Below are 18,943 nucleotides of genomic sequence, written 5' to 3'. Positions count from 1 at the left end.
CCGGTCGGCCCGACGGACGGCGTCCCTGGTCGCGACGCCGAGCAGGCCGCGCGAGGATCGTGCGGTGCCGACCGACCCCGCCCCCTCCCCCTCCCCCTCCCCGCCACGGCCCGAGGGCGCGCTGCGCCTCGCGACGTTCAACACGCTGCACGGCGCCGCGCTCGACGGGACGGTCGACGTCGAGCGGTTCGCGCGCGCCGTCGCGCACCTCGACGCGGACGTGCTCGCGCTCCAGGAGGTCGAGCGCGACTCGCCACGCTCGGGTCGCGCCGACCTCGTCGCCGTCGCGGCGGAGGCGCTGCGCGCCGAGCACCGGCACCTGTCCCCCACGCTGCGCGGCGTCGGGGGCGCGTGGGTCCGCGCGGCCCGGCCGGGCTCCGGCGTGCGCCGCGTGCGTGGCGTCGCGTCCTACGGGATCGGGCTCGTCAGCAGGCTCCCCGTCACGCGCTGGTCGCGGCTCGAGCTCGACCGCATGCCGTGGCGGTCGCGCGTGCGGCGGCGGGAGCCGGGTGCGGCGACGGGCGCGGCGCGCCTCGTCCCGCTGCGCGTGGTGCCCGACGAGCCGCGCGCGGCGCTCGCCGCGGCCGTGACCACGCCCTGGGGGCCCCTCACGGTCGTGACGACCCATACGACGTCGCGCCCCGAGTTCACCGCCGACCAGCTCCGGTCCTTCGTGCGGTCGTGCGCGGGGCTCCCCCGGCCGCTCGTGCTGCTCGGCGACCTCAACCTGCGCGCGCCCGAGCCCGCGGAGATCACCGGCTTCGCGTCCCTCGCCGACGTGCTCACGCACCCGTCCGACCGGCCCGTGCGGCAGATCGACCACGTCCTCGCCGACGCACGGCCGGGCGGTGCGCGGGTGCGTGCGCTCGGCCCGGCGACCGCCGTCGACACGGGCCTGTCGGACCACCGCGCGGTCGTCGTGGACGTCGTCGTCGACCCTCCGACGGTCCGGGGCGCCTGAGCGCTACGCTCCGAGCAACGGCGTCGACGCGAAGGAGCGGTCCGATGGTTCCGGAGATCAACTACTGGGCGGTGCTCGCGGCCACCGTGTCGAGCATGGTCGTGGGCTCGGTCTGGTACACCCCGAAGGTGTTCGGGACGTACTGGATGCGCGTCGCGAAGGTCGACCCGTCCGGCGAGGCGCGCGACGCCGTCCGCCCGATCGTGCTCACGCTCGTGGTCAGCTTCGTCACCGCGTGGGTGCTCGCCGGCGCGACGTACCTGTCCTGGTCGTTCTACGGCGGCGGCTACCTGAGCAACGCGCTCCTGACGGCCCTCGTGCTGTGGGCGGGGTTCACCGCGGCCCGCTTCGTCACGCACGACGCGTTCGAGGGCCGGCCCGCCGGCCTCACCGTGCTCAACGTGGTGCACGAGCTGGTGACCCTTGTCGTCATGGGCCTGCTGATCGGCCTCATCACGCCCGCCGGCGTCTGACGGCGACGCCCACCGACCTCACCCCGGGGGCGTCCCGGCGTCAGGCGGCGAGCCCGACCTCGCGCGGCGACGTGTCGGCGTCGGCCAGGACGGCCTCGGGGGCGGGTGCCGGCGCGGTGACCGTGCCCACCGCGACCGCGGGCGCCACCGCGGCGACCGTCGGCGTCACGGCCGCGACCGCCTCGGCCGCGGTGCGGCGGCGCGCTCGCGCCCGCACGAGCACGACGATCGCCTGGGTGCCGATGACGATCCACACGAGGTTGGCGGCCACCGACGGCCAGACGCCGTTCGCGGCGGCGACCATGCCCATGAGGCCGGCGGCGGTGAGGTTGGTGAGCTGGAACGGCGCGGACGACGCGGCCCAGCGGCCGCGGCTGACCATGGCGTAGGCGACGACGCCGGCGGCGGCGCCGATCCATCCGAGGAACATGACGATCGCGTCGAGGGTGACGGGCACAGCGGTACTCCGGTGACGAAGAAGGGGTGGAGGGGGGTACCGCGACGCTGCGGTGGCTGTGCGCTCCGGGCCGATGGCTGGTGGCGCGGGTGGTGCGAAGCTCGGGCGCCGACCCGTCAGGAGGAGGAGGTGAACCGACCGGCGCCTCGACAAGTGTGAGGCCTTTCGAGGTTCAGCACAATCGAAGGATTCTGCATCGGCCGTTTAGTATCCCTACATGGCGACGGACCCACGCAGGCTTGGTTTCCTCCTTGCCGTGCACCGCGGCGGGGGCATTCTCGCGGCAGCGGACCTTCTGCACGTCACCCCGTCCGCGGTCTCCCAGCAGATCCAGAGGCTGGAGGCCGAGGAGGGCGTGGCCGTGCTCGACCGCGGACCGCGCGGCGTGACCCTCACGCCCGCGGGCCGCGTCCTCGCGGAGACGGCCGAGCGCATCGAGGCCGAGCTCGTCGAGGCGCGCAAGGCGCTCGCGGCCCTCGGCGACGAGGTGAGCGGGCGCGTCGCGGTGGGGTCGTTCCAGACGGCGATCCGCGCCGTCGTCGCGCCCGTCGCGGGCAGGCTCGCCGAGACCGCGCCCGGGATCGAGCTCGACGTGCAGGAGCGCGAGCCCACCGAGGCCCTGCGCCTCCTGCGCGCGGGCGAGCTCGACGTCGTGCTCCTCGAGCGCGACTACGAGGCCGACTCCCCCGCCCCCCGCGGCACGCGCGAGATCGTGCTGCTCGACGAGCCGTGGCGCCTCGTCGTCCCCGCGAGCATGCCGACGCCCGCCCGGCTCGACGACGTGCGCGACGCCGTCTGGCTGGGACCCGAGCCCGGCACCGCCGCGGCGCGCGCCCTGCGCCGGCTCGCGCGCGGCCTCGGCGGGTCGCTGCGCACGCGGCACAACTACTACGACTTCGACGTCGCGCTCTCGCTCGTCGCGGCGGGCCTCGGGGTCGCGATGCTCCCGGCGCTCGCGGTCGAGGGCGGCGCGTCCGACGACGTGCCCGCCGGCGTCACGGTCGTCGGCCTGCCCGGCCTCGGATCACGTCGCCTCGTCGCGCGCCACCGCGCGACCCGCCACGAGCCCCGTCCGGTCGTCTCCGCGGTCCTCGACGAGATGGTCGCCGCCGCGGCGGACATCGCCTTCACCTGACGCCGAGGTTGCGGTTCTTGCGCGCGCCCTCGCCCGAGCACAGGAAGATCTCCCGGGCTCGTCGGTCCGGACGTAGCCTGCCGGGGTGGACGTAGCGGTGGTGGGGGCGACGGGAGACGTCGGCCGGCAGGTGTGCACGCAGATCGTCGAGCGACGGGTGCTCCCGCCGACGGCGCGGCTCCAGCTCGTGGGACGCGCGGGCGGGGCGTCCGGACGGGCCGTGCACGGGCTGCGCGCCGACCTCGTCGACGCGTACGACGAGCACGCGCCCCTGCTCGACGTCGCGCACTCCCCCGAGGACGTCACGGCCGACGTGATCGTCGTCGCCGCGGGCCTCACGCCCCCGGCCCGGACGGGAGCCGACCCCGACCGCCGCGTGCTCGCCGCGACGAACGGCGCCGTCCTCGCCGAGTACGCCGACGCGATCGCGCGGCACGGCTCGGGGCACGAGGTCGTGATCGTCGTGACGAACCCCGTGGAGCTCGGGGTCGCGGTCATGGCGGAACGACTCGGACGGCACCGCGTGCTCGGCATGGGCGCGTGGCTCGACACGCTGCGGTTCCGGCGCGAGCTCGCCGTCGAGCTCGGCGTGCGCCGGCACCGCGTCGGCGGGTTCGTGGGCGGCCAGCACGGCGAGGACGCCGTGCCGCTCTGGTCGACGGTGCGCGTGAGCGGCCTCGACGCCGACGAGCGTGACCGCGCCCTCGCGACGCTGCGCCGCGGCCGCACGCTCGACGCCCTGCCCGGCGAGATCGCCGCCGCGAAGGACGAGCTCGCGCGCGTCGCGAGCGCGGACATGGGCGCGGCGTTCGACCTCATCGACACGTGGCCCGCCGACCTGCGGCTGGTCACCCGGCCCTGGATGACCCACCAGTCGGGCGCCAAGACGCCCGCCGGGACCGCGAGCGCGACCGTCGACCTCCTGGAGGTGATCCTCGACGGGCGCGAGATCGTCGTCGCGGGCCAGGTCGCCCTCGACGGCGAGCTCGACGGCCGGCTGCCCCTCGGCGGCACGTCCCACGGTGCGCCGCACCACGGCGTGCTCGGCGTGCCCGTCGTGCTCGGCCCCGGTGGCTGGACGCGCGTCCTCCTCGACGAGCTGCCCGACGACGAGGCGCGCCGCCTCGCGCAGGCTGCGGAGGGGATCGCCGCGACGGTCGCCGCGTCCGGGTCGACGCGGGCCGCCGTGCCCGACGCACGGCCCGGCGCCGCGGCGGGCGGCCCACCGGACGGGGACGGGAAGCTCGACAGGACGGACCGGGGCGACCGGGCGACGTCGGGCGAGGCGCGCGGGGCGGAGACGTCGTGGGTCGCGACCGTGCACGGGCTCGACCAGCCGGGCACGCTCACCGCGCTCACGGGCGTGTTCTCCACGCGCGGCGTGAGCTTCGACTCGCTCGCGACCGGTCCCGTGGACGGTGACGGCCGCGCGGGCCGCATCGTCGTGACGTTCCGCGCGACGCCGCGTCGCACGCGCGCGCTCGAACGCGCCGTCCGGCGGCTCGCGACCGTGCGGTCGGTCGTGGTCGAGCCGACGCCGTCGCCCGAGTTCTCACAGGACCGCCCGGCGCGCTGAGCGACCCCGGTAACGAGGCCGCTCCCGCGCGGGAACGTGGGCGAAACCGCTCGTTCCTAGCGTGGGACGCGCCGTCGGGCACTCCCCTGCCACGACCGGCGACGCCGAGAGACCGGAGCCCGCCATGTCCTACGTCAAGCCCGCCGAGCTCGTCCCGACGATCGTCGACGCCGGCGCGAGCAAGGTCCTGCTGTCCACGCGCGACACGCTCGTGCGCTCGACCATGGGCGGCGCGATCCTCGCGATCGCCGCGGCGTTCGCCGTCACGGTGACCGTCACGACGGGCCACGCGATCCTCGGGGCCGTCCTCTTCCCGGTCGGGTTCATCCTGCTGTACCTCCTCGGGTACGACCTCCTCACCGGCATGTTCGTGCTGGGCCCGCTCGCGTGGCTCGCCCGGCGGCCCGGCATCACGGTGCGCGGCGTCCTGCGCAACTGGGGCCTCGTGTTCGTGGGCAACTTCCTCGGCGCGTTCGCCGTCGCGGTGATGATGGCGGTCGTCGTGACGTACGGGTTCGACACGGCGCCCAACGAGGTGGGTCAGGCGATCGGGCACATCGGCGAGGGGCGCACCGTCGGGTACGCGGAGCACGGGGCGTCGGGCATGCTCACGCTGTTCGTGCGCGGGATGCTGTGCAACTGGATGGTGTCGCTGGGCGTCATCGGCGCGATGGTCGCGAAGGACGTGCCCGGCAAGGCGATCGCCATGTGGATGCCCGTCATGCTGTTCTTCTTCATGGCGTTCGAGCACTCGATCGTCAACATGTTCCTCTTCCCGTCCGGCCTGCTGCTCGGCGGCGAGTTCACGATCCTCGACTACCTGGTCTGGAACGAGATCCCCACCGTCCTCGGCAACCTCGTGGGCGGCCTGCTGCTCACCGGCCTCCCCCTCTACCTCACGCACGGTCGCCCCGCGGCGCGCCGGGACGCCCGGCCCGCGGCCCCTGCGGGCGAGCCGACGGCGGAGCGCGAGCTCGTCTCCGAGCCCGCCTGACACGCGGCCGGGTCAGCGGCTCGCGTCTGCGCCGCGCCGTACGGCGCGCGTCCCGACGACGACCCCGGCCGCCCGGGTGCGGGCGCGTCCGCCCGGGCGCCGCGCCCCCGGTAGGATCGTGCTCACAACTGCAGTTCTGCCGCCCGAACCTCGACGGGAGAGCTCGGCAGCACGGTCCCCGGACCGGACGCCGGCGCCGAAGGAGCAACTCCTCCCCGGGAATCTCTCAGGCTCACGTACCGTCGGGGCGAGGCAACTCTGGAAAGCGGCCGTGCGGTCGGCTGCCCTCGCGGGCGTCGGCCGGGCGGCCCACCGACGGTGCAAGTCGGCGCGCCCCGGCCGTTCACGGCATGGCGGACCGGCAAAACTCTCAGGTCGACGCGTGCGTCCGATGACAGAGCGGGGAGGGACCCGCCGTCGTCCCCTCCACCGGGAGTCCCTCGTGACCCAGCCGTCCTTCGACCCCAGCTCACGGCACAACGCCGCGACCGGCGCGTTCGCGCCCCGTCACCTCGGCCCGCGCGGCCGCGAGGTCGGCGCCATGCTCGACCAGCTCGGGTACGACTCGCTCGACGCGCTCGTCGACGCCGCCGTCCCGGCGTCCATCCGCACGGACCGCCCGCTCGACCTGCCGGCCGCCCGCACCGAGGCCGAGGTGCTCGACCACCTGCGCGCGATCGCCGCGAAGAACGTCGTCAAGACGCAGATGATCGGCCTCGGCTACTACGGGACCGTCACTCCCCCGGTGATCCGCCGCAACGTCCTCGAGTCCCCCGCCTGGTACACCGCGTACACGCCGTACCAGCCGGAGATCTCGCAGGGTCGTCTGGAGGCGCTCCTCAACTTCCAGCAGGTCGTCGAGGACCTCACGGGCCTGGACGTCGCGAACGCGTCGCTCCTCGACGAGGCGACCGCGGTGGCCGAGGCCGTCGCCCTCATGTGGCGGGCGTCGCGCGCGAAGAGCGGCTACGTGGCCCTCGACGCCGACCTCTTCCCCCAGACGCTCGCGGTGACGCTCGGTCGCGCGCACGCCGTCGGCCTGCCCGTGGTGGTGGCCGACCTGTCGGGCGGCCTGGACGCGGGGCTCGCGGCGGCCCGCGCCGCTGGGGCCTTCCCCGCCGGGTTGGACGACGACGCGCAGCTCGTGGGCGTCGTCGTCCAGCAGTCCGGGGCGTCGGGGCGCGTCGTGGACTGGCGTCCGGTCGTCGCGGAGGCGAAGGACGCGGGCGCGCTGGTCACGGTCGCGAGCGACCTGCTCGCGCTGACCCTGCTCGTCTCCCCCGGCGAGCTCGGCGCGGACGTGTCCGTGGGCTCGGCCCAGCGGTTCGGCGTCCCGCTGTTCTACGGCGGTCCGCACGCCGCGTTCATGGCGGTCCGCAAGGGCCTCGAGCGGTCGCTCCCGGGCCGCCTCGTGGGCGTCTCGGTCGACGCGGACGGCGACGTCGCCTACCGCCTCGCCCTCCAGACGCGCGAGCAGCACATCCGCCGCGAGAAGGCGACGAGCAACATCTGCACCGCGCAGGCGCTCCTCGCGATCGTCGCGTCGATGTACGCGGTGTACCACGGCCCGGACGGCCTGCGCGCGATCGCCGAGCGCGTCCACGCCCACGCGAGCACGCTCGCGGCGGGGCTCCGCGCGGGCGGCGTCACCGTCGAGCACGACACTTTCTTCGACACCGTGCGCACCGTCGTCCCGGGCCGCGCCGCCGCGGTCGTCGCGGCCGCCGCCGACGCCGGCATCAACCTGTACAACCCGGACACGGACCATGTACAGATCGCCTGCGACGAGACCACGACCCCGATGACCGTCGCCACGGTGCTGCAGGCCTTCGGCGTCCCGACGCCCGCGGCGGACCGCAAGCCGCACGCAGAGGCGGGGGAGGCAGCGTCGGATGCGAAGGGCGTAGGAGCCGCGCTCGCGGACGGACGGCCGACCGGGGAGGACGACGGCGCGGCCAGCCCGAGCACCGAGGGTGCCTCCACCGCCGGACCCGACCACGGGCTTCCGACGTGGGCGACCCGCACGACGCCGTACCTCCAGCACCCGATCTTCCACCTGCACCGCTCCGAGACCTCGATGCTGCGCTACCTGCGCCGCCTCGCGGACAAGGACCTCGCGCTGGACCGCACGATGATCCCGCTGGGCTCGTGCACGATGAAGCTCAACGCGACGGCGGAGATGGAGGCGATCTCGTGGCCGCAGTTCGCGGACGTCCACCCGTTCGTCCCCGCTGACCAGGCCCGGGGATACGAGGAGCTCATCGGCGGGCTGGAGTCGGCGCTGGCGGAGATCACCGGGTACGCGGGAGTCTCGGTCCAGCCGAACGCGGGCTCGCAGGGCGAGTTCGCGGGCCTCCTGGCGATCCGCGACTACCACGTGTCGCGCGGGGACACGGAGCGCGACGTGTGCCTCATCCCGGCGTCGGCGCACGGCACGAACGCCGCGTCGGCGGCGCTCGCCGGGCTCAGGGTCGACGTCGTGAAGACGGCCGAGAGCGGCGAGGTGGACCTCGACGACCTGCGCGCGAAGCTCGCCGACCACGGCGCGCGCGTCGCGGCGATCATGATCACGTACCCGTCGACGCACGGTGTCTACGAGGAGCACGTGCGCGAGGTGTGCGACCTCGTACATGAGGCTGGTGGTCAGGTGTACATCGACGGGGCGAACCTCAACGCGCTCGTCGGCCTCGCGCGGCCGGGCGAGTTCGGGGGCGACGTCTCGCACCTCAACCTGCACAAGACCTTCTGCATCCCGCACGGCGGGGGAGGGCCCGGCGTCGGCCCCGTCGCCGTCGCCGAGCACCTCGTGCCGTTCCTCCCGGGCGACCCCCTGGGCGCAGCGGCGCAAGCGGCCGGCGCGGGGGCCGGGACCACCCCCACCGGCGGCACCCCCGTGTCGGCGACGCGGTACGGGTCGGCCGGGATCCTGCCCATCTCGTACGCGTACGTCGCGCTCATGGGCCCGGACGGGCTGACGGAGGCGACGAAGACGGCGGTCCTCACGGCGAACTACGTCGCGAGCCGCCTGGCCGACCACTACCCGGTCCTGTACACGGGGCCGAACGGGCTCGTCGCGCACGAGTGCATCCTCGACCTGCGGGGCATCACCGCGGAGACGGGCGTGACGGCCGAGGACGTGGCGAAGCGCCTCATGGACTACGGGTTCCACGCGCCGACGCTGTCCTTCCCCGTCGCGGGCACGCTCATGGTGGAGCCGACCGAGAGCGAGGACCTCGCGGAGCTCGACCGGTTCGTCGACGCGCTCGTCGCGATCCGCGGCGAGATCGACGCGGTCGCCTCGGGGCGCTGGTCGGTCGAGGAGTCGCCGCTGCGCGGCGCGCCGCACACCGCGGCGGCGCTCGTCGCGGAGACCTGGGACAAGCCGTACTCGCGCGAGCTCGCGGCCTACCCGGTCGCGAGCCTGCGCTCGGGCAAGTACTGGCCGCCGGTGCGCCGCATCGACGGAGCGCGCGGGGACCGCAACCTCGTGTGCTCGTGCCCGCCCCTGGAGTCCTACGTGACAGGAGACCTCGCATGACCGACCAGCAGACCGGCGCCGCGGCCGGCGACGACGCCGGGCGCCGCAGCCCGCTGCACGACGAGCACGTCGCGCTCGGCGCGAACCTCACGACGTTCGGCGGCTGGCTCATGCCGCTGCGGTACACGTCGGACCTCGCGGAGCACCGCGCGGTGCGCGAGGCCGCGGGGCTGTTCGACCTGTCCCACATGGGGGAGATCGAGGTCGCGGGGCCGCAGGCGGCGGCGGCGCTGGACCACGCGCTCGTCGGGAACCTCTCGGCGGTCGCGCCGGGCCGGGCGCGCTACACGATGATCTGCCAGGAGGACGGTGCGGTCCTCGACGACCTCGTCGTGTACCGGCTCGCGCAGGAGCGGTTCCTCGTGGTCGCGAACGCGGGCAACGCGGACCTCGTGGCGCGCGAGCTCGTCGCGCGCGCGGAGGGCTTCGACGCGACGGTGACGGACCAGGGCGCCGAGACGGCGCTCGTCGCGGTGCAGGGCCCGCGGGCGGAGGAGATCGTCGCGGGTCTGACGGACCCGGCGGACCCTGCGGCCGCGCAGGCGGTCCGGGACCTCAGGTACTACGCGGCGGTGCCGCTCGCGCTGCGGACGGACACCGGCCCGGTGGACGCGCTCGTCGCGCGCACGGGGTACACGGGGGAGGACGGCTTCGAGCTGTTCGTGCCCGCGGACCGTGCCGCCGACCTGTGGCGCACGACGCTCGCCGCCGGTGCGCCGCTCGGCCTCGTCCCGGCGGGCCTGTCCGCGCGCGACTCGCTGCGCCTCGAGGCGGGCATGCCGCTGTACGGGCACGAGCTCGACACGACGACGACGCCGTACGAGGCGGGGCTCGGCCGCGTCGTGAAGCTCGACAAGGTCGAGGCCGACGGCTCGCCGCTCGAGTTCGTCGGCCGCGCCGCGCTCGCGGCGCGACGCACGTCGGAGCCCGCGCGCGTGCTCGTCGGCCTTCAGGGCCTGGGGCGCCGTCCCGCCCGGGCGGGTTACGCCGTCGTGCTGCCCGACGCCGAGCCCGGGGGAGCGGTGGGGGAGTCCGCGCGCCGCGTGGGCACCGTGACGTCGGGTGCGCCGTCGCCCACGCTCGGGCACCCGATCGCGCTCGCGTACGTGACGCCCGAGCTCTCGGCCGAGGGCACGCGCCTCGCGGTCGACGTGCGTGGCCGCGCCGAGCCCGTGGTGGTCGTGCCCCTCCCGTTCTACCGTCGTCCCCAGCAGTCCTGACCCGCGCAGTCGTCCCGAAGACCCGAAGGAGAACCCAATGACCGAGGCCCAGTTCCCGGCCCACCTGCAGTACACGGCGGAACACGAGTGGATCGACGGGTCGAGCCCGGCCGTCGTCGGCATCACCGCGACGGCCGCCGAGGCGCTCGGGGACATCGTGTACCTGGAGCTGCCCGAGGTCGGCACGGAGGTGACGGCCGGGAGCGTCGTCGGCGAGGTCGAGTCGACCAAGTCGGTGTCCGAGCTCTTCTCGCCGGTCACGGGGACGGTCGTCGAGGTGAACCAGGCCGCGATCGACGACCCGGCGGTCGTCAACTCCGACCCCTACACGGACGGCTGGCTCTTCAAGGTCGACGTCGCGGACACGGGCGACCTGCTCTCCGCCGAGGAGTACGCGGCGCACGTCGCCAGCTGATCTGACCGTCAAAGTGTGACCTAGATCACACTCAACGACCGGCGCCGGACGGCGTGTCGGGCACCCGCTCGACGCCGTCCGGCGCCGGTCGTTCTCGTGCGGTGTACGCCTCTGACCTGCGACGATGCCATACCGCACGCCGCCGGAACGCGCCCGCTGAAGTGCTCCTGAACCTCGGGTGAAAACTCGCGTCATGAACGGGACCTTGGTCCGTCTCTTCTTGTAGCAACACACCGGAACTCGCCACGTGGGGATGACGTGACCGGAGAGCACCTGGAGGAGAACATGAGCACCATCGAGCTGGTCCGCCCTGCTGCGGCCCCGTCGGACGCGATCGCCGCACCGATCGCTCCGCTGACCCGTCGTGAGCGGGTCGTCCTGTCCAACCTGTCTGAGGACGTCACGCTCGAGCAGATCGCCACCAAGCTCTTCGTCACGCGCAACACGGTCAAGTCGCAGGTCCGCAGTCTGTACCGCAAGCTCGGCGTCTCGACGCGTGCCGAGGCCGTCGCCTGGGCACGGGCCGCCGGCCTGCGCTGACGCGCCGGGCCGGCCGTCCCGGCCGGTTCCACGGTCTGCCGCCGTCACCCGCGGGTCACGTCGCCGTGCGACACTCCGCGTATGACTCTGCGCAGACTGGTGGTGGCCGCGGCGATCGTCGACGACCTCGTCGCTCCGCGGTTCCTGCTGAGCGCGCGCAGGTCGCGCCCGGCGCACCTCGCCGGACGCTGGGAGTTCCCCGGGGGCAAGGTCGACCCCGGCGAGACCCCGACGCAGGCGCTGCACCGGGAGCTGCGCGAGGAGCTGGGCGTGACCGTCGAGCTCGGGGACGAGCTCGTGGGGCCCGACCACGGGACGTGGATCATCACGGACCGGCACGTCATGCGGCTGTGGTTCGCCCGGATCACGGCCGGGGAGCCGCTGCCGCTCGTCGAGCACGACGAGCTGACCTGGCTCGACGCCGGGTCCTGGCTCGACGTGGACTGGCTCGACGCCGACGTCCGGATCGTCGAGGAGCTCGCGCGGCAGGTCGCGGCCGAGGCCGTCTGACGCCGCGTCGTCCCGTCAGGCGCTGTCGGCCGCCGGGAGGGCGGCGAGCCAGCGCGCGGTCTCGCGGCGCGACCGGAGCCTGACCACGGTGACGTGCGGCGCGGTGTGGGCCACCTGCGCGGGCAGGTCGCGGTACGCGTGCCGGGTCGTCCAGGCCCACCGGACGATGTTCTCGTCCGGTGCCCGGTACCACGTGCGCCACAGAGGCGGCTCGACGTTGCCGTTCCACAGCACCTCGTGCCGGACCGACCGACGCACGGTCCGCACGACGACCTGGCGCATCGTCACGCGCGTCGGCAGGTCGAGCCAGACGAGGACCTCCGCCCGCGCGAGGACGAGCGGTCGCGCCGCCCGGTACTGCCACTCGGTGACGAACGCGTCCTGCGCGACGAGCGCGCGGACGTCGTCGAGGAACTCCGGCCGGGGCGTCCAGCCGGGGCCGTGGTGGAGCGCGTCGAGCTCGGTGTACGGCAGCCCCAGGCGCGCGCCGAGCCGGCGCGCGAGGGTCGTCTTGCCCGAGCCCGAGACCCCGGCCACGGCGATCCGCCGCGGCACGTGCCCGAGGCGCGCGACGACGTCGTCGTCCGGTCCGAGGCAGAGCACCGCACGACCGTACCGAGGTGGTGGTGCCGTGAGAAGGCGAGTTCGGTCGCGGCCCGGACGGGTCCGGGCCGCGACCGCCTCGCCTCCCCGACGGGACGTCAGCCGACCGGCTGGACCCAGGGGGAGGGCGCCGGGGGAGCGACGACCGGCGGGCGGTCGAGGCAGCTCGGCGCGTTGGGCACGAACCGCCCGAGCCAGTTCACGGTCCCGGGCTCCCAGGGGCTGAGCGACGTGCCGTCGTTGCCACCAAGGTCGGTGAGCGTGAACTCCGTGCCGCCCTCGGGGAAGGTGAAGGCGCCGCAGTTGTTGACGCCCGCCCAGCCGACGTTGCGGGCGTCGACGTTCTCGAACGACGCGCCGCCGCGCACGCGCGCGCTGACGACCGACGTGCCGGTCCCGTCGACCCGGACGTCGGTGAACGCGACGCCCTCGATCGCGACCTCGTCCTTCACGCCCCAGTCGGAGACGAGCATGATCGCGTTGTACGTGCTGTCGAGGTAGTGGTCGCCGGTGACGCGGACGTCGGCGTCGATGTCGCGGTCGAGGGCGTAGAACCAGATCGCGCCGAGCCCGATGTTCCAGTTGAGCTCGTACGTGCCCGCGCGGACCGTGGTGTTGTCGGTGAGGTCGAGCCTGCCGGCGAACGGCTCGGCGCCGAACCGCGACCCGACGTGCAGGCCGCTGCCCTCGCGCACCGGGTCCGCGACGAGGTTCGCGCGCACCGTGTTGTCCGTGCCGCCGTAGACCGCGATGCCGTTGGCGAGGGTGTTGGACTGGACCGTGTTGTTCTCGACCACGTTGCCCGAGTTCGCCAGCTTCTCCGACCACAGGGCGAGGCCGTCGTCGCCGGTGTTCCGCACGAAGACGTTCCGCACGACCGAGTTCGTCACGCCCCCGTGGAAGTTCAGCGCGTCCGCGATCTGGTCGACGACGACGGTGCTCTCGACGCGCAGGTCGTCCATCGGCCCGTCGAACCACAGCCCGACCTTGGTGTGCTGGATGTGCAGGCCCGTGATCGACGAGCGGCTGAGCGCGCCGCCGACGCCGTTCACCTGGTCCGTGTCGATGCGCTCGCGCACGTCGCCGACGATCGCGAAGTCGCGCAGGTGCACGTTCGTGCTGCCGCCCTCGTGCGCGTACTTCCCGTAGAAGCCGACGCCGGTGTGCACGGATCCGTCGGGCGAGGGCTTGTCGAGGGCGACCTCGGAGCCCCGGAAGACCGTGTACCAGCTCCCGGCGCCCTGGATCGTCACGTCGTCCACGACGACGTGCCGGTTCACCTGGTACACGCCCGGCGGGACGTACACCTCGAGCCGGTGCTTTCTCGCGAACGCGATCGCCCGGTCGAGCGCGTCCGCGGAGTCGCGGCGGCCCGTCGGGTCGGCCCCGAAGAGCAGCGCGTTCGCGGCGAGCAGCCGGACCTTCGGGGGTGCGACCTTCTCCGAGTCGAGCAGGTCGATCACGGTCCACTCCGCGGCGCCGCGGGTCGGCACGGTGAGGCGCACGACGTCGCCCTTCGTGTACGTCCTGCCGAGCAGGAGCCGCTGCTCGTCGTAGAACTTCATGGGCCGGAACGGCTTCTCGAACGACGGGGCCGGCGTCGTCTCCGCGGGGACGCACCCGCACTCGGTGACCCACCAGCCGGGCTGGAGGAGGTCGGCCGTGGGGTCGTTCGTGAACGGGTACTGGTTGTACAGGTAGGAGTAGGCTGACGTGAGCGTCATGCGCCGGTCGATGCCGACCTTCGCGCCCTTGCGCAGGACGGACACGTCGAGCGGGGACGTGATGCCACCGCCTGTGGGGGCGTCGGGGATCGAGTAGCGCACCGTGATCGCGTTGGCGTCCGCGGGGAGCGTGAACTCGACGTGCTGCCCGGGCGTCAGGCGCACGGCCGAGCGGCCCGACGCCTCCGCCTCGATCGTGTACGCGTCGCGGCCGGGGCCGATCACGGTCCCGGTGGTCACCGCGTTCTCGGCCTCCTGCTCGTGGAACGGGACCGCCGCGCCGCGCCCTTCGACGAGCGCGGGGTCGATCGCGGCGCGCGTCACGACGGCGGGCGCGGGCGGCTGGGGCTTTCCGTGGGCGAGCGCCGACGACGCGGTGCCCGCCACGAGCGCGAGCGCGACGGCTGCCGCGACGGCGGCCCGGGCTTTGCGCGGCCCGGCCGGGTGGTGGTTCGTGCTGCGAATCATCGTTGACCCGTCTTCCCTCGGGAGGCGCGCGCGCCTCCGGTGCTCAACCGGTGGGCGTGCTGACCCTCCGGCCCGCGGCACGGTCGCACCCCCGCGCACGGTCTCTCGTGCCGAACACTAGGGCCGGTGCTCCCGCTGCACAAGAGTCTTGTAGGAATCTTGCGGCCCTTCGTCCACTTCTTGCACGATCGCGAGAGTGCGGCGCTGTCGTCCCCCACGCCGGGGGAGAGGCCCGACGGTCGACGCGCGCTCCGGAACCGTGCCGGGTACGTTCGCCGCGTGAACCGTCTCGGAGCCAGGATCCGCGCGTCGGTCGCCGACGCCGGTACCCGCCTGCCCCCGGCCGCCACGATCACGGTCGGCGTCGTCTGCGCGCTCCTCGGGGCGGCCGTCGTGCTGCGCCCGTTCGCGTCGCTCGCGCTGCTCGTCGTGGCGATCGTCGCCGGTGCCGTCGTCCTGGGCGTCGCCGAGCTCGTGGGCGACGACGACCCGGCGGCCACCGGCTCCGCCGCGCGCGACCCGGGTGCCGGCCGTACGCGCCGCGCCGCCCACGCCGTCGGACGGCCCCGCTGGACCCGGGCCGCGCGCGGCGGGCTGTTCCTCGCGCTCGCCGTCGCCGTCCTCGTGTGGCCCGCGCCGACGATCGTCGTCGTCGCCGTCCTCGTCGGCGTCGGGCTCGTCGTCGCGGGCGTCCTGGACGGCGTCGAGGGCGTCCGGTCGAGCGGGGTCGACCGCTGGGCCCGGCTCGCGCTCGGGGCGGCGTCCGTCGTCCTCGGCGTGCTGGCCCTCGCGTGGCCGGACGTCACGGTGCTCGTCGTCGCGGTGGTGTTCGGCGTGCGCCTCGTCGTCCTCGGCGTGCGGCTCGTCCTCGCGGGGGTGCGCCGACGCCGGGCCCGCGCGACGCCGGGGGAGGGGCCCGTCGCGCTCGACACCCCGGGAGCGGCCCCCGCGGGCCCGCCCGCTCCGCGGCGGCACGGTCGCGCGGCGCTCGCGGGAGCGGTCCTCGCGTTCGTCGCCGCAGGCGCGCTCGCCACGGTGAGCGTCGGGCTGCAGCGTGCGGCACCGCAGGTCGACGCGTTCTACGACCCGCCGGAGTCGGTCCCCGCCGAGCCGGGCCGGCTCGTGCGTGCCGAGGCGTTCACGCGCGACGTCCCGGACGGCGCGACGGCCTGGCGCATCCTCTACACCACGACCCTCGACGAGGCCGAGCCCGCCGTCGCGAGCGGGCTCGTCGTCGTGCCCGACGTCGTCGAGGACGACGCCGCACCGCCTGTCGTCGCGTGGGCGCACGGGACGACGGGCGCCGCGCGCGGCTGCGCGCCGTCGGTGCTCGACGAGCCGTTCGGGTCCGGCGCGTTCTACCTGCTCGACGACGTGCTCACCCGTGGCTGGGCGATCGTCGCGACGGACTACGCGGGCCTCGGCACGCCCGGGCCCCACCCGTACCTCGTGGGGCAGGGCGAGGCACGCTCCGTCCTCGACGCGGTCCGCGCCGCGCGCGAGCTCGACGGCACGGCGCTCGGCGAGCAGACCGTCGTCTGGGGTCATTCCCAGGGTGGCCACGCCGCCCTGTGGACGGGGTCGGTCGCGCCGGAGTACGCGCCGGACGTCCCGCTCGCCGGCGTCGCAGCGCTCGCCCCGGCGAGCGACCTCACGGGGCTCGTCTCGCACCTGGAGCGCGTCGCGGGCGGGAGCGTCTTCGCGTCCTACGTCGTCGAGGCGTACGACGCGGCCTACCCCGAGACCGACGCCGCCGCGTACGTCCGCCCGGGCGCGCGCCTCGTCGTCCGGGAGATGGCGTCGCGCTGCCTGTCCGAGCCGAGCGTGCTCGTGTCCGTCGCCGAGGCGCTGTCGATGGACCAGCCCCTGTGGACGACGGAGCCGACGAGCGGCGCGCTCGGGGAGCGGCTCGCCGAGAACGTGCCGACCGGGCCCGTGGCTGCGCCGCTCCTCGTCGCCCAGGGGGCGTCGGACACGCTCATCCTCCCGACCGCGCAGGACGCGTACGTGGGGACGCTGTGCACGGCCGGGCAGCCGGTCGACTACCGCACGTACGAGGGGCGCGACCACGTGGGGCTCGTGCGCGCCGACTCGCCGCTCGCGCCCGACCTCGTCCGCTGGACCGAGGCCCGGTTCGCGGGGGAGCCGCCGACCCCGACGTGCGCCGCGGGCTGAGCGTCCCCTCGTCGCCGCTCGCCGCTCGCTACGCCGCGCCGCCGGGTCCGGGCGCGCCGCCCGGCGCAGCGTCAGCGTCCGGGCGCGCAGGGTCGGCATCGGCTCGGCCCGCCACGCGGTCCTCGTGCGCGGCGCCCGCCGCCCGGGCCCGCAGCATGCTCGCGACGTCCGCGAGCGTGCTCCCGACCGCGCGCGGCGCGCGCTCGGGGCGCAGGTAGCGCGCGTCGTCGTCCTCGGGAGCGACGTCGTGGGCGACGACGTCCACCGGGGTCGACGCGGGTCCGGCGGCTGCCCTCCCACCCGGGTCCGCGACGCCGGGCACGACGCGGCCGCCACCCGCGCGCCACGCGAGCGTCGCGTCGACGAGGCGCCGGTACACCCCGGCGTCGAGCGGGTCGCGCAGCCACGCGTCCGCGGCCTCCGCGACGTGGCGCGCGAGCCGCCCGTCCGGGTCGCTCACGAGGTCTCCAGCGCGGTGGTGGTCGGGCGTCGCACCGACCCATCCTCGCGCGTCGTGGCCGACGCGCGCACATGCACGGCAGGCGCGGCGGGCTGGTTGCGAGTCGCGTCGCGTCGCGCGAGCGTGGCGGCGGAGGTGGTCACCGTGCCCGACGTGTTCCCCCGGGTCGCCCAGGTCGTGCTCGACACGACGGACGCGCGCGCCCTCGCCGAGTTCTACCGCGCGCTGCTCGGCCTCGAGTACCGCGCGGGCGACGAACCCCCGTCGCCCGGCGACCCCGACCCGGCGGGCCAGGACTGGCTCGTGCTGCGCGGTGGGCCGGGTGGGGTCCAGCTCGCGTTCCAGCAGGTCGGGTCCCTCCCGCCGTCGACATGGCCGGACGAGGGCGTGCCGCAACAGCTCCACCTCGACTGCACCGTGCCGGACGTCGCCGAGCTCGACCGGCAGCACGACCGCGCTCTCGCGCTCGGTGCGCGGCTCCTGCACGACCGCTCGGACGACCCGGAGGAGCCATTGCGCGTCTACGCCGACCCGGCGGGCCACCCGTTCTGCGTGTTCGTCGGCTGAGGTCGTCCTGGTCACCCGACCCGCACCCGCGACCGGCCCCCGTCGCTCCTACTGGGTCGCGACGAACACCTCGTCGGCGAAGACGCCGGGGGTCACGCGCACGAGCCCGGCGTCGCCCGCGGGCACGGCGATCACCGTGTTACCGGTCGTGGAGCCGCCGTTGTACAGCTCGTCGAGCCCGAGCTCGGGCTCCGGCGGAACCGCGAAGGTGTCGTAGGACGCGAGCACCTCGCCGGTGCTCGTGACGTAGTCGATCTCGACCTCCAGGGCGAACCCGGACTCCTCACCGGTGTAGGTGACGGTCGCGTTGATCAGCGCGTAGGTGTACCCCTCGGGCGGCGCCTCGTTGAACTCGTTCGCGGCCATGACGGCGTCCGTCGCGTCCAGCTCGACCGAGTTGATCGTGACGTCGAAGTCGCTGCCGCTGATCACCGTGCCGAGCGGCACCGGGTTCTCCCGGCTCCCCGGTGCGTCGGCGGCGTCCCCCTCGGGCTCGGTCGCCTCCTCGGTCACCTCCCCGCCGCCGTCGGTGGACTCGTCCTCGGCGGGAGGCGAGACGGTGACGTCGGTCCCGCCGAACGCCTCCTCCACGGAGTCGCTCACCACCGTCAGGAACACGATCACGCCCACCACGGTGCCGACGACGGCGAGGATGAGCGCGGTGATCGCCGGCCACTTCTTGCCCCGGAGGAACAGGCCGACGATCGCGAGGATGAAGGCGATCGGCAGCAGGACCCAGCCGACGATCAGCGCGCCCGGGATGCACGCGAACACGAAGCCGAGGACGGCGACGGCCAGCGCCACCCAGCCGAGCGGGTGAGGCTTCGTCGGCGGCTCGGACGAGCCAGGACCCCACTGGCCCCCCGGCGGTGTGGCACGCGGTGCCTGTGCGGCGGCGCCCGGCGGCGTGCTCGACGTGGGTGCGGTCTGCTCGGTCCAGCCGGCGCCGTCCCAGTACCGCTGCGTCCCGGTCCCGGTGCCGTCGTCGTACCACCCCGGTGCCGGGGTCCCCCCAGGTGTGCTCATCCTTCGATGATCGGCACAGGGCAGAGAAACGGCTCGCCGGGGCCGCAGGATTCACCCGGTGACGCGGGTCAGGCGGACTTCTCGCGGGGGGTGCGGGTGCG

The 18,943-nt window shown here is 74.8% G+C and carries 17 protein-coding genes and 1 riboswitch; of the genes, 12 read left to right on the top strand and 5 right to left on the bottom strand.

Annotated features, from left to right (window positions below):
• Window positions 1-64 precede the first annotated feature (64 nt).
• Together GJV82_RS04785 and GJV82_RS04780 are read left to right on the top strand one after the other, a co-directional pair.
• Window positions 65-961: an endonuclease/exonuclease/phosphatase family protein gene (locus GJV82_RS04785; RefSeq protein WP_318657283.1), complete on the top strand. Its 897-nt coding sequence runs from the start codon at window positions 65-67 to the stop codon at window positions 959-961.
• A gap of 44 nt (window positions 962-1,005) precedes the next feature.
• Window positions 1,006-1,434: a DUF1761 domain-containing protein gene (locus GJV82_RS04780; RefSeq protein ID WP_115941564.1), complete on the top strand. Its 429-nt coding sequence runs from the start codon at window positions 1,006-1,008 to the stop codon at window positions 1,432-1,434.
• A 40-nt stretch (window positions 1,435-1,474) separates the two neighbouring features.
• Here GJV82_RS04780 and GJV82_RS04775 read toward each other — a convergent pair whose 3' ends face one another.
• A complete protein-coding gene (locus GJV82_RS04775; RefSeq protein WP_024842348.1) occupies window positions 1,475-1,891 on the bottom strand; it encodes a CBU_0592 family membrane protein in 417 nt (138 codons plus the stop codon).
• Window positions 1,892-2,108: 217 nt separating this feature from the next.
• Here GJV82_RS04775 and GJV82_RS04770 point away from each other — a divergent pair, with 217 nt between their 5' ends.
• The 8 genes from GJV82_RS04770 to GJV82_RS04735 all read left to right on the top strand — a co-directional run bounded on the left by GJV82_RS04770 (window position 2,109) and on the right by GJV82_RS04735 (window position 11,819).
• On the top strand, window positions 2,109-3,026 hold the full coding sequence (locus GJV82_RS04770) for a LysR family transcriptional regulator (protein WP_155098437.1): 918 nt from the start codon (window positions 2,109-2,111) through the stop codon (window positions 3,024-3,026).
• Window positions 3,027-3,111: 85 nt separating this feature from the next.
• A complete protein-coding gene (locus GJV82_RS04765) occupies window positions 3,112-4,602 on the top strand; it encodes a lactate/malate family dehydrogenase (protein ID WP_318657282.1) in 1,491 nt (496 codons plus the stop codon).
• A 124-nt stretch (window positions 4,603-4,726) separates the two neighbouring features.
• Window positions 4,727-5,596 (top strand): formate/nitrite transporter family protein, encoded by an 870-nt coding sequence (locus GJV82_RS04760; protein WP_115941567.1) that lies wholly within the window; start codon window positions 4,727-4,729, stop codon window positions 5,594-5,596.
• 144 nt (window positions 5,597-5,740) lie between these two features.
• Window positions 5,741-5,848, top strand: a riboswitch (glycine riboswitch).
• 139 nt (window positions 5,849-5,987) lie between these two features.
• Complete coding sequence (gene gcvPB, locus GJV82_RS04755) at window positions 5,988-9,134, top strand: aminomethyl-transferring glycine dehydrogenase subunit GcvPB (protein ID WP_155098436.1); 3,147 nt, start codon at window positions 5,988-5,990, stop codon at window positions 9,132-9,134.
• Window positions 9,131-10,354: a glycine cleavage system aminomethyltransferase GcvT gene (gene gcvT, locus GJV82_RS04750; protein ID WP_155098435.1), complete on the top strand. Its 1,224-nt coding sequence runs from the start codon at window positions 9,131-9,133 to the stop codon at window positions 10,352-10,354. The genes gcvPB and gcvT overlap by 4 nt, the downstream gene beginning before the upstream one ends.
• A 37-nt stretch (window positions 10,355-10,391) precedes the next feature.
• Complete coding sequence (gene gcvH, locus GJV82_RS04745) at window positions 10,392-10,769, top strand: glycine cleavage system protein GcvH (RefSeq protein WP_024842354.1); 378 nt, start codon at window positions 10,392-10,394, stop codon at window positions 10,767-10,769.
• A 285-nt stretch (window positions 10,770-11,054) separates the two neighbouring features.
• The gene (locus tag GJV82_RS04740) at window positions 11,055-11,309 is read left to right on the top strand and encodes a helix-turn-helix domain-containing protein (RefSeq protein ID WP_024842355.1); all 255 of its coding nucleotides are present in this window, start codon (window positions 11,055-11,057) and stop codon (window positions 11,307-11,309) included.
• 81 nt (window positions 11,310-11,390) lie between these two features.
• The gene (locus tag GJV82_RS04735; protein ID WP_155098434.1) at window positions 11,391-11,819 is read left to right on the top strand and encodes a (deoxy)nucleoside triphosphate pyrophosphohydrolase; all 429 of its coding nucleotides are present in this window, start codon (window positions 11,391-11,393) and stop codon (window positions 11,817-11,819) included.
• A 15-nt stretch (window positions 11,820-11,834) separates the two neighbouring features.
• Here GJV82_RS04735 and GJV82_RS04730 read toward each other — a convergent pair whose 3' ends face one another.
• Together GJV82_RS04730 and GJV82_RS04725 are read right to left on the bottom strand one after the other, a co-directional pair.
• On the bottom strand, window positions 11,835-12,422 hold the full coding sequence (locus GJV82_RS04730; protein WP_318657281.1) for a P-loop NTPase family protein: 588 nt from the start codon (window positions 12,420-12,422) through the stop codon (window positions 11,835-11,837).
• A 98-nt stretch (window positions 12,423-12,520) separates the two neighbouring features.
• The gene (locus tag GJV82_RS04725) at window positions 12,521-14,614 is read right to left on the bottom strand and encodes a glycosyl hydrolase family 28-related protein (RefSeq protein WP_155098433.1); all 2,094 of its coding nucleotides are present in this window, start codon (window positions 14,612-14,614) and stop codon (window positions 12,521-12,523) included.
• Window positions 14,615-14,893: 279 nt separating this feature from the next.
• Here GJV82_RS04725 and GJV82_RS04720 point away from each other — a divergent pair, with 279 nt between their 5' ends.
• Window positions 14,894-16,789, top strand: coding sequence for a lipase family protein (locus GJV82_RS04720; protein WP_024842359.1), 1,896 nt, complete (start codon window positions 14,894-14,896; stop codon window positions 16,787-16,789).
• Between the two features lie 28 nt (window positions 16,790-16,817).
• On the opposite strand, the gene GJV82_RS04715 is transcribed toward GJV82_RS04720, so the two are convergent.
• On the bottom strand, window positions 16,818-17,249 hold the full coding sequence (locus GJV82_RS04715) for a hypothetical protein (protein ID WP_155098432.1): 432 nt from the start codon (window positions 17,247-17,249) through the stop codon (window positions 16,818-16,820).
• 144 nt (window positions 17,250-17,393) lie between these two features.
• On the opposite strand from GJV82_RS04715, the gene GJV82_RS04710 reads away from it, so the two are divergent.
• Window positions 17,394-17,816 carry a VOC family protein gene (locus tag GJV82_RS04710; protein WP_024842361.1) on the top strand — a complete coding sequence of 141 codons (423 nt, stop codon included), beginning with the start codon at window positions 17,394-17,396 and terminating at the stop codon, window positions 17,814-17,816.
• 48 nt (window positions 17,817-17,864) lie between these two features.
• On the opposite strand, the gene GJV82_RS04705 is transcribed toward GJV82_RS04710, so the two are convergent.
• On the bottom strand, window positions 17,865-18,842 hold the full coding sequence (locus GJV82_RS04705) for a DUF2510 domain-containing protein (RefSeq protein ID WP_155098431.1): 978 nt from the start codon (window positions 18,840-18,842) through the stop codon (window positions 17,865-17,867).
• Window positions 18,843-18,943: the final 101 nt, after the last annotated feature.

Source organism: Cellulosimicrobium composti (genome assembly GCF_009711085.1).
Lineage (GTDB): Bacteria > Actinomycetota > Actinomycetes > Actinomycetales > Cellulomonadaceae > Cellulosimicrobium > Cellulosimicrobium composti.
This window is presented reverse-complemented; position numbering and strand designations above follow the sequence as displayed.